Source organism: Acidiphilium rubrum (assembly GCF_900156265.1).
GTDB lineage: Bacteria > Pseudomonadota > Alphaproteobacteria > Acetobacterales > Acetobacteraceae > Acidiphilium > Acidiphilium rubrum.
Genome location: NZ_FTNE01000006.1, coordinates 13,333 through 28,489, shown reverse-complemented (window position 1 = coordinate 28,489; position 15,157 = coordinate 13,333). Strand labels below are relative to the sequence as shown.

The 15,157-nt window shown below is 64.3% G+C and carries 13 protein-coding genes; 6 read left to right on the top strand and 7 right to left on the bottom strand.

Annotated elements, in window-relative coordinates; genetic code table 11:
- Nucleotides 1-18: 18 nt before the first annotated feature.
- Nucleotides 19-951, bottom strand: coding sequence for a ribose-phosphate pyrophosphokinase (locus BW994_RS06095; RefSeq protein ID WP_029312301.1), 933 nt, complete (start codon nucleotides 949-951; stop codon nucleotides 19-21).
- Between the two features lie 253 nt (nucleotides 952-1,204).
- Here BW994_RS06095 and BW994_RS06090 point away from each other — a divergent pair, with 253 nt between their 5' ends.
- The 3 genes from BW994_RS06090 (at nucleotide 1,205) to BW994_RS06080 (ending at nucleotide 3,817) form a co-directional block, all read left to right on the top strand.
- Nucleotides 1,205-1,699: an RDD family protein gene (locus BW994_RS06090; RefSeq protein WP_029312302.1), complete on the top strand. Its 495-nt coding sequence runs from the start codon at nucleotides 1,205-1,207 to the stop codon at nucleotides 1,697-1,699.
- A gap of 34 nt (nucleotides 1,700-1,733) precedes the next feature.
- On the top strand, nucleotides 1,734-2,495 hold the full coding sequence (locus BW994_RS06085; protein ID WP_139334009.1) for an arginyltransferase: 762 nt from the start codon (nucleotides 1,734-1,736) through the stop codon (nucleotides 2,493-2,495).
- A gap of 146 nt (nucleotides 2,496-2,641) precedes the next feature.
- Nucleotides 2,642-3,817 carry a mechanosensitive ion channel family protein gene (locus BW994_RS06080; RefSeq protein WP_076454413.1) on the top strand — a complete coding sequence of 392 codons (1,176 nt, stop codon included), beginning with the start codon at nucleotides 2,642-2,644 and terminating at the stop codon, nucleotides 3,815-3,817.
- A 56-nt stretch (nucleotides 3,818-3,873) separates the two neighbouring features.
- On the opposite strand, the gene BW994_RS06075 is transcribed toward BW994_RS06080, so the two are convergent.
- From BW994_RS06075 to BW994_RS06060, 4 genes are all read right to left on the bottom strand, one after another.
- Nucleotides 3,874-4,725 carry a universal stress protein gene (locus BW994_RS06075; protein ID WP_029312305.1) on the bottom strand — a complete coding sequence of 284 codons (852 nt, stop codon included), beginning with the start codon at nucleotides 4,723-4,725 and terminating at the stop codon, nucleotides 3,874-3,876.
- Between the two features lie 13 nt (nucleotides 4,726-4,738).
- On the bottom strand, nucleotides 4,739-6,220 hold the full coding sequence (locus BW994_RS06070) for a SulP family inorganic anion transporter (protein WP_029312306.1): 1,482 nt from the start codon (nucleotides 6,218-6,220) through the stop codon (nucleotides 4,739-4,741).
- A 370-nt stretch (nucleotides 6,221-6,590) separates the two neighbouring features.
- Nucleotides 6,591-8,420: a translational GTPase TypA gene (typA, locus tag BW994_RS06065; protein ID WP_029312307.1), complete on the bottom strand. Its 1,830-nt coding sequence runs from the start codon at nucleotides 8,418-8,420 to the stop codon at nucleotides 6,591-6,593.
- Between the two features lie 145 nt (nucleotides 8,421-8,565).
- Nucleotides 8,566-9,396, bottom strand: a complete 831-nt coding sequence (locus BW994_RS06060) for a hypothetical protein (protein ID WP_139334008.1) — start codon at nucleotides 9,394-9,396, stop codon at nucleotides 8,566-8,568.
- A 154-nt stretch (nucleotides 9,397-9,550) separates the two neighbouring features.
- On the opposite strand from BW994_RS06060, the gene BW994_RS06055 reads away from it, so the two are divergent.
- The 3 genes from BW994_RS06055 to BW994_RS06045 are packed head-to-tail and all read left to right on the top strand — an operon-like array spanning nucleotide 9,551 to nucleotide 11,884.
- Nucleotides 9,551-10,174, top strand: coding sequence for a transglycosylase SLT domain-containing protein (locus BW994_RS06055; RefSeq protein WP_051657403.1), 624 nt, complete (start codon nucleotides 9,551-9,553; stop codon nucleotides 10,172-10,174).
- Between the two features lie 20 nt (nucleotides 10,175-10,194).
- Nucleotides 10,195-11,478, top strand: coding sequence for an AmpG family muropeptide MFS transporter (locus tag BW994_RS06050; protein WP_245801525.1), 1,284 nt, complete (start codon nucleotides 10,195-10,197; stop codon nucleotides 11,476-11,478).
- 10 nt (nucleotides 11,479-11,488) lie between these two features.
- Nucleotides 11,489-11,884, top strand: a complete 396-nt coding sequence (locus BW994_RS06045; protein WP_029312311.1) for a hypothetical protein — start codon at nucleotides 11,489-11,491, stop codon at nucleotides 11,882-11,884.
- 235 nt (nucleotides 11,885-12,119) lie between these two features.
- Here the strand turns inward: BW994_RS06045 and rodA are convergent, their stop codons facing one another.
- Together rodA and mrdA are read right to left on the bottom strand one after the other, a co-directional pair.
- Nucleotides 12,120-13,277 carry a rod shape-determining protein RodA gene (rodA, locus tag BW994_RS06040; protein WP_029312312.1) on the bottom strand — a complete coding sequence of 386 codons (1,158 nt, stop codon included), beginning with the start codon at nucleotides 13,275-13,277 and terminating at the stop codon, nucleotides 12,120-12,122.
- The gene (mrdA, locus tag BW994_RS06035) at nucleotides 13,274-15,154 is read right to left on the bottom strand and encodes a penicillin-binding protein 2 (RefSeq protein ID WP_051657404.1); all 1,881 of its coding nucleotides are present in this window, start codon (nucleotides 15,152-15,154) and stop codon (nucleotides 13,274-13,276) included. The genes rodA and mrdA overlap by 4 nt, the downstream gene beginning before the upstream one ends.
- Between the last annotated feature and the right edge of the window lie 3 nt (nucleotides 15,155-15,157).

Sequence of the window (15,157 nt, the reverse complement as noted above, 5' to 3'; positions counted from 1 at the left end):
ATCTCCCTGACAATGGTTTCAGTCGAACAGTGAACTGACCGAGGTCTCCTCGGAAATATTCCGCATCGCGGTCGCCAGCAGCGGCGCAATGCTCAACACCCGCAAATTCGCCGGGCATGCCCGCGTCGCATCGAGCCGGATACTGTCGGTAATCGTCAGCGTCTCGATCGGGCTCGCCTCGATCCGGTCGAGCGCCTTTCCCGAAAGCACGCCATGCGTCACATAGGCCGAAGCCGAGGTCGCGCCATGCAGCAGCAAGGCTTCCGCCGCGTTGCAAAACGTACCGCCGGAATCGACGATATCATCGATCAGGATGCAGTTGCGCCCTTCGACATCGCCGATCACGTTCATCACCTCGGAAACGCCTGCCCGTTCGCGGCGCTTGTCGATGATCGCAAGGTCACAGTTCAACCGGCTCGCAATCGCCCGCGCGCGCGCCACACCGCCCACATCAGGCGACACCATCATGATATCCCGCCCCGCAAACCGCTCCTTGATATCCCGCGCAAACAGCGGCGCGCCGTACAGATTATCCACCGGAATATCGAAAAACCCCTGAATCTGCCCCGCGTGCAAATCAATCGTGAGCACCCGGTTCGCCCCCGCCTCGGTAATCAAATTCGCCACCAGCTTCGCCGAAATCGGCGTGCGCGGGCTGGTCCGCCGGTCCTGCCGCGCATACCCGAAATACGGAATGACCGCGGTAATCCGCCGCGCCGAGCTGCGCCGCAGCGCATCGAGCGTGATCAGCAATTCCATCAGATTATCATTGGCCGGAAACGCGGTCGACTGGATCACGAACACATCCTCGCCGCGGACATTTTCGAGAATCTCGACATGGATCTCCATATCGGCAAACCGGCGGATCAGCGCCTTCGCCAGCGGCAGATCAAGCGCGGCGGCCACCGCCTCGGCGAGCGGCGGGTTCGAATTGCAGGCGACAATCTTCATCAGGGAGGTTCCAGGGGCTGATGCGCGCGCTCGCGCTCGATACGGGGCGAAGCGGCGCGTTTAGCAATCGCTTGGCGCGCTGTCCATTGTGGGCCGCCGAATCAGACGATGTCCGAAAAAGCGAATTCGTCTCTTTCATGGACAAAAACCCAGCACAAAAACGCTGCTCCTCCGTCGTGTGCTCGCGAAACCATCGGCGGCCCCGTGCGAATCGCCATTGCGTTATACCCAACCGGACCATACTCTCTCACCCATGAGTCAAAGCCTGTCGCTCCGCCCGGACATCGTGCTCGATGCATGGCTCACCCGCGATGTCTGGCCGCGCCGGATCATCGCCTTCATCATCGACATCATCCTGATCGCCGTGCTCGGAACGGTGCTCGCCTGGGTCATCGCCGTGCTCGGCATCCTCACCCTCGGCCTCGGTTTCCTGCTGTTCCACCTGATGCCGCTGATCCCCGCCATCTACTACGTCGCCTGGCTCTGCACCCGCAGCGCCGCCACCCCCGGCCAGCGCCTGCTCGGCCTCACCCTGCGCCAGGACGACACGCTGAGCCTGCCCGTGCCCGCGCGACCCAGCCTCGCCCAGGCGATCGCCTGGACCGTCCTGCTCTATCTGTGCTTCGCTCTCAGCATGATCCCGTTTCTCCTGGTGCTGATCACCCGCCGCCACCGCGCCCTGCACGATCTGCTGTCCGGCCTCACCCTGGTCCACGCCGCCGCCCTCAACCGGGCCCCCGCCGCGTGAGTCGATCGCATACCCCATGAAACCCGGCCCACCCATGTCGCGCTCGCCACAGTTCTTCTACGCCACAGCACCGCTGCCCTGCCCCTATCTGCCCGGCCGCACCGAACGCAAAGTCGTCACCGAACTCGGCGGCACCGGCGCCGAAGCCCTGCACGACCGCCTCTCGCGCGGCGGCTTCCGCCGCAGCCACAACATCGCCTACGCCCCGGTCTGCCACGGCTGCCGCTCGTGCATCCCCATCCGCATCGTGGTCGCCGAATTCACCCCCAGCCGCACCCAGCGCCGCATCGCCGCGCTCAACACCGGGCTGCGCGCCTATGAAATGCCGCCGCGCGCCACCTCCGAACAATTCCTGCTGTTCCAGCGCTACCAGCAAGCCCGCCACGGCGATGGCGACATGGCCTCGATGAGCTTCTATGACTACCGCGCCATGGTCGAAGACACACCGATCGAAACCTGGCTGGTCGAATACCGCGACGAGTCCGATCGCCTGGTCGGCGCCTGCCTGACCGATCGCCTGGGCGATGGTCTCTCGGCCGTCTATTCCTTCTTCGCCCCCGACCTCGCCCGCAACTCGCTCGGCACGCAATCGATCCTCTGGCTGGTCGAGCGCGCCCGCGAGCTCGGCCTGCCCTATGTCTATCTCGGCTACTGGGTCCCCGAAAGCCCGAAAATGGCCTACAAAGCCAAGTTCCGCCGCACCCAGGTGCTCGCCGGCGGTGCCTGGGTCGACCGTGAAACCATGTTCGACCCGCAGCACATCGCCATCGAACGGACCCCCATCACGTCGGCTTGATCACCAATCCTCCGGTTCAGCCGCCCCAACGCACCCGCGCCGCACGATAAGCCTTGCATCCGCCCCGCCGGGTTCTAACTGGCAATCAGCAACCGAGCTTGCTGCACCGCACCATGACCGTTGCGGCACATGCCAGAGGAGGCTCCATGGCCCAAACCGCGACAAGCACCAACCCAACCCAAGCCCTCGCCCCATCCAACCCGATCTCGCACGCCGCAAACAACGCCACCACCGCCATGCACGGCCTGCCGCATGCCCTGATCACCCTGATCCTGATCGCCGCCGCCCTGCTGGCCGCCGCCATCATCCACTTCGTCCTGGTCCACGCCGTGCCCGGGCCGCTGCTCAAGCGGCGCCCGGTCCTCGCCATCCTGGTCAAACGCACCAGACGCATCCTGTTCCTGGTGCTCGCGGTCGTGCTGGTCGGCACCGTTCTGCCCGAAGCGCCGATGGCGGCGTCCACCCTCGCGCGGGTGCTGCACGTCCTGAGCGCCGGCTTCATCGTGCTGCTCGGCTGGAGCCTGATGGTCGCGGTCGACACCTTCACCGTCTATAAATTATCGCTCCGCCCGGACAATATCCAGGCGGACGTCATGGCGCGCAAGCACGTCACCCAATGGCAGGTGCTGCGCCGCGCCAGCCACGTCCTCATCCTCATGATCACGGTTGCGGCCGCCCTGATGGTGTTCCCCGCCGTCCGCCAGTACGGCGTCTCGCTGCTCGCCTCGGCCGGCGCCGCCGGCCTCGTGGTCGGCCTCGCCGCCAGGCCCGTCCTGTCCAACCTGATCGCCGGCATCCAGATCGCGATCACGCAGCCGCTCCGCGTCGAAGACGCCGTCGTCATCAACGGCCAATGGGGCTGGATCGAGGAAATCACCAGCACCTACGTCGTCGTCCGCATCTGGAACTGGCAACGCATGATCGTGCCGCTGGCCTGGCTGCTCGAACAACCCTTCCAGAACTGGACCCGCGATTCCTCCGAACTGATCGGCACCGTCCACTGGAACGTCGACTACACAATCCCGGTCGATGAACTCCGCAAAAAACTCGACGAAATCGTCCACTCCACCCCGCTCTGGAGCGGCAAGGTCGTCGTCCTGCAAGTCACCCACGCCCTCGCCACCACCATCGAACTGCGCGCCCTGGTCTCGGCCCGCAACTCCGGCGAAGCCTGGGATCTGCGCTGCTACGTCCGCGAAAAAATGATCGACTACCTGCAAGCCACCCACCCCGGCGCCCTGCCGAAACAACGGCTCGAACTCGAAGGCCAACCGATACCCGACCACCCCGCAGCCGCCGAACCCATCCACGAGGACGCCTAGCCGCCGATCACCCACGCCGACCGGCGACGCGCGGAACCTCGCCAACCCGGCCCGCGTCAGCGGAACATCAGCACCGGAATCCGGCATGATCGCAGCATGGCGGTGGTCGTGCTGCCGATCACCAGGCTGCGGATGCGCGAATGGCCATAGGCACCGATCACCAGCAGATCGAATTTTTCGCTCTCGGCCAGCCGCGCGATCACAATCTCAGGCTCACCCGCCTCGATCCGCGTGCTCACCCGGGCGCCGCCGGCCTCGGCCTGCGCCCTCGCTTGCTCCAACTGGGCGTGACGCGCCGCATCGGCTGTCCCGACCGCGAGTATCTGCACATCCATGCCCCGCAGCAGCGACGATCGCGCGGCGAATGCCATCGCCTTGCGAATACTGGCGCCGCCGTCATGGGCAATGATCACCCGCTCGATCGGCCTGAACCCCCGCGCCGCTGCCAGCACCGGGCATCGGCTCGCCCGCGCCACCCGCTCCAGATTGGCACCCAGATGCATCGTCGCGAAATCCGCCGCCTCGCCGCGCTTGCCGAGCACCACGATCGTCTCGTCGGTCTCCAGCGCGGTCAGCGTCTCCACCAGCGAGCCGTGGCGCTGCGTCGTCGCAACCGCCGCCCCGGCTGCCCGCACACGCGCCGCACCCTCCTGCAAAACCGCCCGCCCCTTCGCGAGGCCGAGCCGCGCCTGCGCCGCCTCACTCTCGATCAGCTCGGCCATCAGCGCATCATTGGCATCGATCCCGATCGCGCCGCTGAAATTGGCCACCGAAGCATGCTCCCGATGATGATCGAGCACATGCAGCAACGAAACATCCCCGCCCAGCCGCGCCGCCAGCCAGGCCGCATGGTCACACACGCTGGCCGCATAAATCGAGCCGTCGAGGCAGCCGATGATATGGTTCATGATCAATCCTCCCTCAGCCATGGTCCAGCAGTGCCAGCGCGTCCGGCTTGTCGTGAACGGCGAGCCGATCAACGATGGTCGCACTGGCTTCGTTGAGCCCGATCACCTCGACCATCGTGCCGTTGCGGCGCAGCTTCAGCACCACTTTATCGAGCGACTCGACCGCCGAAATATCCCAGAAATGCGCATGGGTCAGATCGATCCGCACCCGCTCCACCGCCTCCTTCAAATCGAACGCGTTGGCAAACGTCACCGTCGAGGCAAAGAACACCTGCCCGGTCACCCGATAGACGCGCAGCGTCCCATCCTCGGCCAGTTCGCCATCGATCCGCACCAGCTGCGCCACCTTGAACGCAAAGAACACAGCGCTCAACACCACCCCCGCGCCCACGCCGGCGGCGAGATTATTGGTCGCGACCACAATGCCCACGGTCGCCAGCATCACCACGCTGGAACTCTTCGGATAGGTGCGCAGATTGCGCAGCGAGCGCCAGTTGAACGTGCCGATCGAAACCATGATCATCACCGCAACCAGCGCCGCCATCGGAATCACCCGCAGCCACGGGCCGAGCACCACGATCAGGATCAGCAGGAACACGCCGGCAAACAGCGTCGACAACCGCCCCCGCCCGCCCGATTTGATGTTGATGACCGACTGCCCGATCATCGCGCAACCGGCCATTCCGCCCAGAAACCCGGTCACGATATTGGCAAGGCCGAGCCCCATGTTTTCACGATTGCGGTTGCTCGGCGTATCGGTCAGGTCATCGACGATGCTGGTCGTCATCATCGACTCTAAAATACCAACCAGCGCCATCGAGACCGAAAACGGCAGCACGATCATCAGCGTATGCCAGGTAAACGGCACGTTGGGGATCAGCAGATGCGGCAGGCCATCCGGCAACTGCCCCATGTCGCCCACGGTGCGGACCGGAATGTGAAAGAACACGGCGGCCAGCGTCAGCACCAAAATCGCCACCAGCGGCGAAGGCACCACCCGCGTGAAACGCGGCAGCCCGTACAGAATGACCAGCCCGACCGCAACCATCGCATAGGTCTGCCAGGTCACGTTGATCAGCTGCGGCAGCTGCGCCATGAAAATCAGAATGCCGAGCGCGTTCTCGAACCCGGTGATCACCGACCGCGACACGAAACGCATCAGGACCGCAAGCCGCATCATGCCGAAGGCGATCTGAAATATCCCGGTCAGGATCGTCGCCGCGAACAAATACTGCACCCCGTAATGGCGGACCAGCAGCACCATCAGCAGCGCGACCGACCCGGTTGCCGCCGAAATCATCCCGGGCCGGCCGCCGGCAAACGCGATCACGATGGCAATGCAGAACGAGGCATCGAGCCCGACCACCGGTGACACCCCCGCAATAATCGAAAACGCGATCGCCTCGGGGATCAACGCGAGCGCCACCACCATGCCGGCAAGCAGATCGCCCCGGACATTACCGAACCATTCGGTCCGAATTCTGGAAAGAGACATGGAATTCCTAATACGTGCGGACCCGACAACACAGGAGAGCCTGAACGTCATGCCGGGTCAGGAATCGGGCCGGCCAGCCGGCGGGCCCATCGAATCATCAATCCCGCGGCATCGGCATAACCGGAACGGTCAGCCGACCCTCATCACAGGATCAACAGCAATCATGCGGGATCTCAACGAGATCGACGCGCGCGCACCTATGGCGGCCGTCGCTCGGTCATCGTGGGCATGAAACAAATTTCCATTTAATGGAACCAATTCCCGGAAATCGATGACAGTCCGGGGCTTTCACCAAGACAAAATAGCATGACGATAGTCGAAACGACCACCCCTTGCCACACATGAGGCAAGGGGCTGGAACCGGAACCGATCAGGCCGCGTCGAACGCGCGATCGGCCTTCTTGCGCGAATGCGGGTCCAGATGCCGCTTGCGCAGCCGGATCGCACTCGGCGTCACCTCGACCAACTCATCGTCCTCGATATAGGCGATCGCCTGTTCGAGGTTGAGGCGGCGGGGCGGGATCAGCAGCAACGCCTCATCCTTGCCGGCGGCGCGGATGTTGGTCAGCTTCTTCTCGCGGATCGGGTTGATATCAAGGTCGTTCTCGCGCGAATGCTCGCCCAGGATCATCCCCAGATAAACCTTCTCGCCGGCGCCGATGAACAGCGCCCCACGATCCTGCAACGCGAACAACGAATACTGCACGCTCTCGCCATCGGAATTGGAAATCAGCGCGCCGTTGCGCCTTCCCTCCAACGTACCCTTCCACGGACCATAGCCGGTGAAATGGCGGTTCATCACGCCCGAACCACGCGTATCGGTCAGGAACTCGCCATGATACCCGATCAAGCCACGGCTCGGAATATGAAACGTCAGGCGTTGCTTGCCGCCGCCGGAGGGGCGGATGTCCTGCAACTCGCCCTTGCGGCGCGACATTTTCTCGACCACGACGCCCGCATAAGGCTCATCGACATCGATCAGCACTTCTTCCATCGGCTCTTCACGCTCGCCCGCCTCGTTCTCGCGCGTCAACACGCGGGGACGACCGATGGTGAGTTCAAACCCTTCGCGCCGCATCTGCTCGATCAACACGCCCAACTGCAATTCGCCGCGTCCGGCAACCTCGAACGCCTCGGTCTCGTTGGAATCCGTCACCTTGATCGCGACATTGCCTTCCGCCTCGCGGAACAGCCGCTCCCTGATCTGGCGCGACGTGACCTTCTTGCCTTCACGCCCGGCCAGCGGACCGTCGTTGATGCGGAACGTCATCGACAGCGTCGGCGGATCGATCGGCGTCGCCGGCAGTGCCGCGGTGATTTCCATGCCGCCGATGGTGTCCGGCACGGTCGCTTCCTTGAGGCCTGCGACCGCAATGATGTCGCCGGCGGAGACTTCATCCACCGGCACGCGCTCGAGCCCGCGGAACGCCAGCAGCTTGGTCAGCCGGCCGGTTTCCACACTTCGGCCATCGAAGCTGATCACCCGCACCGGCATATTCACGGTGGCGCGCCCTTGCTCGACCCGGCCGGTCAGCACGCGTCCGAGGAAATTATCGCTCTCCAGAATCGTCACGACCATCGCGAACGGCGCATCTTCCGGCAAATTCGGCGCCGGCACATGGCTCACAATCAAATCGAACAGCGGCTTCAGCGTCTCGCGCGGCCCATCGAGGGCCACGGTCGCCCAGCCCTGCCGGCCCGAAGCGTACAGCATCGGAAAATCGAGCTGCTCGTCATTGGCACCGAGGGCGGCGAACAGGTCGAACACTTCGTTGTGAACTTCATCGGCCCGCGCATCCGGCCGGTCGATCTTGTTGACCACCACGATCGGCTTCAACCCGCGCGCCAGCGCCTTGCCGACCACGAATTTGGTCTGCGGCAGCACGCCCTCGGCGGCATCAACCAGCACGACGACGCCATCGACCATGTTCAGAATCCGCTCGACCTCACCGCCGAAATCGGCGTGGCCAGGGGTGTCGACAATGTTCAACCGCACATCGCCCCACTGCACGGCGGTGCATTTGGCCAAAATGGTGATACCGCGTTCGCGCTCCAGATCGTTCCGATCGAGCGCGCGCTCGGCGACGTGCTGATGCGCGCCGAACGAGCCGGATTGCTTCAGCAACTGATCCACCAACGTGGTTTTGCCATGGTCGACATGCGCGATGATGGCGACATTGCGCAGCATATTCTGGGTCATATTATCGTCTTTCGGGGTTCAACGGGCTCCTCCTACACGTTTTGCACCGCAAAAGCGAGCATATCGGACGAGCGATCTTCGCATATGCAAAAAAGGGACGGCTCATGGCCGCCCCTTCCCGCCAGTTTTCAGTCGCAGGCGTCGATTACATCGACGAATTGGTCATCTGTTTGTGCATGGTGCTGTCCTTCTTGCCCTGCGCCGCGCCGGGGCCAGGCTGCGCGTTGCTGCCCATCGCCCCATTGCCCATCGCACCATTATTCATCGCACCATTGTTCATGGCGCCGTTGTTCATCGACCCGTTACCCATGCCGGTGTTGGACATCGAGCCCGGCGTGTTCATCGTCGAACCCATGCCGCCCTTGTTCATCATGCCACCATGCATATCCATCATCGCCTTGTGGATCATCATCGATGCGCCATGATAATCACCATCCCGCACCGCCTTGCGTGCGCCGCGGATGGCGGAAATCGCCGGCGTGCTGATCGGGCCATTGACCGAACCCTGCACGTAGGAATTGGTCAACAAATCCGTCTCGGCGCGGCCCAGCGCGTCGGTCGCGCGCGTCTTGTTGTGCGCCATCACCGCCTGCTGCGCCATGTGCATATACTGCCCGGCCGAGCCGTTTTCCGGCATCATGCCGCCGCCCGCCATGCCGTGGTTCATCATCGCGCTATGATGCATCATACCGGTTGAATGACCCATCGTCTTGGTCATGGTGCTGCGGCGCTGCTTCGGCATCGTCTGCATGCCGGTGGTCGATTTCGCGGTCCCGGCAGCGTCCGGGGCGGCCATGCCACCCGCCGTGGCGGACATGTTGCCCGACGATGTGCCAGGCTCCTGACCGGTCACGCCGGTCGAGTTCATCCCAGCGGTCGCGGGCTGTCCGCCGGTCGTGCTCGCCGGCGCATTCTGCGCGAGCGCGATGCCGCTCAAAAGCATCAAAGCTGAACCTGCCATAAGAAGAGTACGCATGATAAAATCCTTCCTGCGATCACGTCGGAGTGCGTGACGGCTGTTTTATGTCGAGATCAAACCCCGACGGTTAAGTGTGCCGTAACGACTTGGGGATAATGTCGGCCCTGAACAACCGCGCAGAATTGACCGCGCGATTAAACCGGAGTCAGAAATGACCGCGGTCGTCCTCCGTGCCGTTGCGATCCTGGGTCTGATCCTCCTGTCCGGCCACACCGCCCGCGCCGACGGCGGCTGCCGCGCCGCCGCAGCCATCGCATCCCGCCAATACAACCTGCCGCCCGGCCTGCTCGCCGCGATCGGCGTGGTCGAATCCGGCCGCAGCGCCTGGCCAGGGAACGCCAAAGCCGCGTGGCCCGACACGGTCGATGCCGATGGCCAAGGCCATTGGTTCGCCACCGCCGCCGATGCCGCTGGCTTCGTCCGCACCGCCGAGGCCAACGGCGCAAAATCGATCGACGTCGGTTGTTTCCAGATCGACCTCGAAGCCCACCCCGATGCCTTCCCCGATCTCGCGACAGGTTTCACCCCCGCCGCCAACGCCGCCTACGCCGCCGCATTCCTCGCCCGCCTGCACGCAAGCCTCGGCTCATGGCACGCCGCGACCGCCGCCTATCACTCGGCCACCCCGGCACGCGGCCTACCCTACGCAGCCCTGGTCAGCGCCGCCTGGCACGGCATCGCCGCAACGCCCGCCGCAACTCTCGCTCCGGCCGACCGCCACGTCATCCACCTCGCCCCGCCGCACGGCCACCTGCCGCTCATCATCACGCCATAACCCGCACCGCCATCAAGTGCTTGACGCGGCAACGCCCCACCCTGGCAAATGGCGGCATGAAGCGCATCCTGCCCATCGCCCTGATCACCGCCCTCGGCTTCTCCTCCGGCCTGCCTTTGGCCCTGTCGGGCTTCACCCTGCGGCTCTGGCTCGCCCGCGCGCACCTGCCGCTCGCGGCCATCGGCTTCACCACCAATCTCGGCATCGCCTATTCATTGAAATTCCTCTGGGCCCCCGCGCTCGACCAGATCCGCCCGCCCCCACCGTTCCGCTCGCTGGGCCGCAGGCGTGGCTGGCTCCTGCCGATCCAGCTCTGCCTCGCCGCCGCCATCGGCGGCCTCGCGCTGACCCACCCGGCGCATCACCTCGCCCTCACCCTGATCCTCGGCGGCATCGTCGCCTTCCTGTCGGCCAGCCAGGACATCATGATCGATGCCTGGCGGATCGAGTTCTTCCCGCTCACGATGCAGGGGGCCGCCACCGCCGGCTACGTCTGGGGCTATCGCGGCGCGATGCTGATCTCAGGCTCCGGCGTCATCGCCCTGTCGGTCACGCTCGGCTGGCACGCAGCCATCCTCCTGCTGGTCCCCCTGCAACTGATCGGCGCCGCCACCACCCTGCTCTGCCCCGAACCCGCCCCGCCCGAAACCGTCGATACCGGATCGATCGCAGCAAGATTCCGCGATGCAGTGATCGCCCCGCTCGCCGAATTCTGGTCGCGCCGCGGCGCCGCCGTCATCCTCGCCTTCGTCGTGCTGTTCTACCTCGGCGAAGCCCTCGCCGGCGTGATGCTCGCCCCCTATTACACCCATCTCGGCTTCAACCGCGCGATCATCGCCCTCGCCACCGGCCCGGCCGCCCTGGTCGCGGTGCTCGCCGGCACCGCCCTCGGCGGCGTGCTGGTCGCCCGCGCCGGGGTCGGCACCGCGCTGATGGCCGCCCTGCTGTTCCAGACCCTCGCCCTCGGCCTGTACCCCGTCCTCGGTCTCCACCCGCACCTGCCGCACATCCTGCTGGTAGTCAGCGTGGTGGAATCCTTCGCCCAGGGCATCTCGGACGCCGCGTTCATCACCTATCTCTCCGGCCTGTGCGACAAGCACTACACCGCAACCCAATACGCTTTGCTGTCCTCCGTCGCCGCCGTCGCCCTGCGCACGGTCGGCGGCCTGTCCGGCGTGCTCGCCCAGGCGCTCGGCTGGATCAGGTTCTACGAATTCACCATCGTCTCAGCCCTGCCGGCGATCCTGGTGCTGGTGGTGATTCTGCGCAAATATCCACCGGCACGCACCATCGCCGCACCGTGAGCTAGGCACCATGGCCACCGCATTGATCAAATCCCGCTACGCCATCAGCCTGAATATCGCAGGCCTGATGATCTACCTCACTTTAGCCTCGGCGCTCTGGGCACCGTTGGGCGATCAGTCCCTGCCGATCGGCGCGGGTACCCCGATCGTCTGGGGGCTGACCGCCTTGCCCGTCCTGATCCTGTTCCTGTGCATCAATTTCGTATGGCTCGACCTGATCGTGCTGCGCACCCACGAAGAGCGGAACTGGCGGCGTCTGCTGGTCTGGCTCGTGGTCATGCTGATCTGGTTCGGCGTCAACCGGTTCGATCTCGCAATGCAGGGCACCACTGGCAACGCATCCATCACGATGAACAGCCCGGCCAGTTCCTCGGCGCACGCGCTCAGCGGATCACAACCACCCTGAACCCCTCAAGCCGCCCCCACGCCGCATCCGCCGTCAACGCTGGGCCGCCAGGATGCCATTTCGCCGGACCCGATCAGCCACATAGGCAAAACAAAAGCCGCACAGCAGGAAGAGTCTTCTTTTTTGTGAACAAAAAAGAAGCAAAAAAAACTTCATTCATCTGTGCCCGTGAAACCGCCCCTGCCCCAAACGAATAAAAGTTTTTTGGTTCTTTTTTACAAAAAAGAACCGCTTCCTACTCCTCGCTCACCGCAAACTCGACATCCCGATGCACATGAATCGACATCAGCACGCCAAACCCCAGCATCACCGCGGTCAGCGCCGAGCCACCGTAGGAAACCAACGGCAACGGCACCCCGCCCACCGGAATCAACCCCATCACCATCGCCAGATTGACGAAACAATAAAGAAATAAATTGGTCGCAATCCCCAGCGCCGCGAGCCGCCCGAACTGGTGGCGGCACCGCAGCGCGGTATAAATCGCCATCATCACCATCGAGAACAGCACGCCCAGCAGCACGATCGAGCCGGCAAAGCCGAATTCCTCCGCAATGATGGTAAACACGAAGTCGGTCTGCTTCTCCGGCAGGAAGTTCAACTGATTCTGCGTCCCGTGCAAAAACCCCTGCCCCCACATCCCGCCCGAGCCCAGCGCGATCTTCGACTGGATGATATTATACCCCGCCCCCAGCGGATCGCGCCCGGGGTGCAGAAACGTCAGAATACGCTCCTTCTGATACCCGTGCAGATGGCTATAGGCATAGGGTGCAATGATCGCCACCAGCGCGATCACGATGGCGAATTTCCACCACCGCACGCCCGCCCCCAGCAGCACCGAACCGCCGATCGCCATGGTGATCACCGCGGTGCCAAGGTTCGGCTCCTTCAAGATCAGCGCCGCCGGCACCAGAATCGCAAGCACCGGCGGGATCAGGAACAGCGGATTGCCCACCCGCTCATGCGTCGCCCGCTGAAACCACGATGCCAGCGCGAGCGCCAGAAACAGCTTCATCAATTCCGAGGGCTGCACATGCACCCCCCCCACATCGAGCCAGCGCTTCGCCCCAAGCCCGACATGGCCGAATTTCCACACGGCGATCAACAGCACAATCCCCAGCCCATACAGCGGCCAGGCGCATTTCGCGATAATCCGGATATCGATCATGGCAATCGCGATCATCAGCAACAGCGAGGCAAAAAACCGCTCGATCTGCGGCGTCGCATAAGGCTGGCCATGCCCGCCCGCCGCCGAATACAGCGCCGCATAGCCAATGCCCGCCAGCGCGCAGCACGCCAGCACGAACAGCCAGTTCACCCGCAGCAGCTTGCTCGCGAAGCTGAACGAGCGGTCGTATTGCGGCCGGTAGAATTTGGTGGTGAGCGGCGCGTTCATGCCGGTCCCGCCTCGCTGATCAGGGCTTGCGGCGCGCTCTGAATGGTGCCAGGCGGCGCCGGCGTCAGATTGCGCGTCAACGCCGCGGTGATCAACGCCTGCGCGATCGGCGCCGACACCGCAGCGCCTTCATTGCCGTGCTCCACCGCAACGGCCACGGCAAACCGCGGCACATCGGTCGGCGCAAACGCAATGAAGAACGCATTGGGCCGGAATTTCCACGGCAGGTTGGCATCGTCGTAATTCGCCTTCTCCTGCGCCTGCGACAAATCATGCACCTGCGCGGTCCCGGTCTTGCCCGCCATGAACACACCGGGAATCGTCAGGCGCGAGGCATAGCCGGTGCCGAGCTGCGTATTGACCACATCGAACATGCCCTGCCGCACCGCCGCCAGATTGCGCATATCGAACCCGAGCGAGGGCCAATCGTCCGGCCCGTTGCCCGATTGCACGACATCACCAACCGCCCCCGCAATATGCGGCCCGACCGCCCTTCCCGTCGCAATGCGCGCGGTCATGGTCGCCAGCCCGAGCGGCGTGACCTGGGTATACCCCTGCCCGATCCCCTGGATCACGGTATTGCCCTTCGTCCACACCAGGCGCCGGTCGCGCGCCCATCGCCGGGTCGGCAGAAACCCCTGCGAAACCCCCGGCAGATCAAGCGGCAACGGCCCGATCAGCCCCAGTTTCCGCCCCATCGCGGCAATCCGGTCGATGCCGGTGGCCAGCGCGGTGTGATAAAAAAACACATCGCAACTCTGCTGCAACGCGTTCACCACATTGATCGAGCCATGGCCCTGATGCCGCCAGCAGTAAAAAATATGGTTGCCCAGCTTCAGATACCCCGGGCAGAAAAACTGCGTACTCGGCGTAATCGCACCGCATTCGAGCGCCGCCATCGCGACGTTCGGCTTGAAGGTCGATCCCGGCGCGTACAACCCGCCGGTCGCCCGGTCGTTCAACGGCCGTTTCGGATCTTCCATCCAGCGCTGCCACACCGCTTCCGGCACCCCGGCATCGAACAGCGTCGGGTCGAACCCGGGCTGGCTCGACATCGCCAGAACTGCACCATTGGTCGCATCGAGCATCACGGCCGCCCCGGCCTGACCGGCGAGTTTCTGCGCCGCCAGGCTCTGCAACCCCGCATCGATGGTCAATTGCACGGTCGCACCCTGCGTGCCGTTGTCCCGATCGAGCACGCGCACCACCGTGCCATGCGCATTCACCTCGGTCTGCACGATGCCGGGATCACCCCGCAGCGCATCGTCGCGCGCCCGCTCCACCCCGGCACGCCCCACCCGCATGCCCGGCAAGGCGAACACCGGATTGAGCGCCGCCTGCGCCTGGGTCGGCCGGGCAACGTACCCGATCGTGTGGGACATCGTGTCCCCCATCGGATAGACCCTCGATGCGCCGACATCGACGAACACGCCCGGCAGATCGGTCGCATTGACCTCGATCCTGGCCATGTCCGACCAGTCCAGATAATCCTTCAGCAACACCGGCACATAGCGCGGCTTGCCGGCGATATCATGGGCAATGCGCTGGCGCTCGCCGTCCGACAGGCTGACCAGTCCGGCAAACCGGTCGATCACCGCGGCCGGATCGGGTGCCTGGATCATCATGAACAAGGCGCGCCAATGCTGCTTGTTGCCCGCCAGGATTGTGCCATGCCGATCCGTGATCATGCCGCGCAGCGGTGCCAGCAGCCGCTCGTTCACCGAGTTCTGCTTGGCGAGCGTCGCGTATTTGCCGTGCTGAAGCACCTGCATCCGATACAGCCGCGCGCCAAGCGCACCGAACGCCGCAAGCTGCACGCTGCCCAGCAACAGAGCCCGGCGGCTGAAAATCGGCCGCAATTCCCGTTCGCGCTTCATGCC

Excerpts from the sequence above, each read along its gene's own strand:
- BW994_RS06090 (WP_029312302.1), top strand. The coding sequence starts at position 1,205 with ATGAGTCAAAGCCTGTCGCTCCGCCCGGACATCGTGCTCGATGCATGG.
- BW994_RS06055 (WP_051657403.1), top strand. The coding sequence starts at position 9,551 with ATGACCGCGGTCGTCCTCCGTGCCGTTGCGATCCTGGGTCTGATCCTC.
- BW994_RS06045 (WP_029312311.1), top strand. The coding sequence starts at position 11,489 with ATGGCCACCGCATTGATCAAATCCCGCTACGCCATCAGCCTGAATATC.
- BW994_RS06075 (WP_029312305.1), bottom strand. The coding sequence starts at position 4,725 with ATGAACCATATCATCGGCTGCCTCGACGGCTCGATTTATGCGGCCAGC.
- typA (WP_029312307.1), bottom strand. The coding sequence starts at position 8,420 with ATGACCCAGAATATGCTGCGCAATGTCGCCATCATCGCGCATGTCGAC.
- BW994_RS06070 (WP_029312306.1), bottom strand. The coding sequence starts at position 6,220 with ATGTCTCTTTCCAGAATTCGGACCGAATGGTTCGGTAATGTCCGGGGC.
- rodA (WP_029312312.1), bottom strand. The coding sequence starts at position 13,277 with ATGAACGCGCCGCTCACCACCAAATTCTACCGGCCGCAATACGACCGC.
- BW994_RS06060 (WP_139334008.1), bottom strand. The coding sequence starts at position 9,396 with ATGCGTACTCTTCTTATGGCAGGTTCAGCTTTGATGCTTTTGAGCGGC.
- mrdA (WP_051657404.1), bottom strand. The coding sequence starts at position 15,154 with ATGAAGCGCGAACGGGAATTGCGGCCGATTTTCAGCCGCCGGGCTCTG.
- BW994_RS06095 (WP_029312301.1), bottom strand. The coding sequence starts at position 951 with ATGAAGATTGTCGCCTGCAATTCGAACCCGCCGCTCGCCGAGGCGGTG.
- BW994_RS06085 (WP_139334009.1), top strand. The coding sequence starts at position 1,734 with ATGTCGCGCTCGCCACAGTTCTTCTACGCCACAGCACCGCTGCCCTGC.
- BW994_RS06080 (WP_076454413.1), top strand. The coding sequence starts at position 2,642 with ATGGCCCAAACCGCGACAAGCACCAACCCAACCCAAGCCCTCGCCCCA.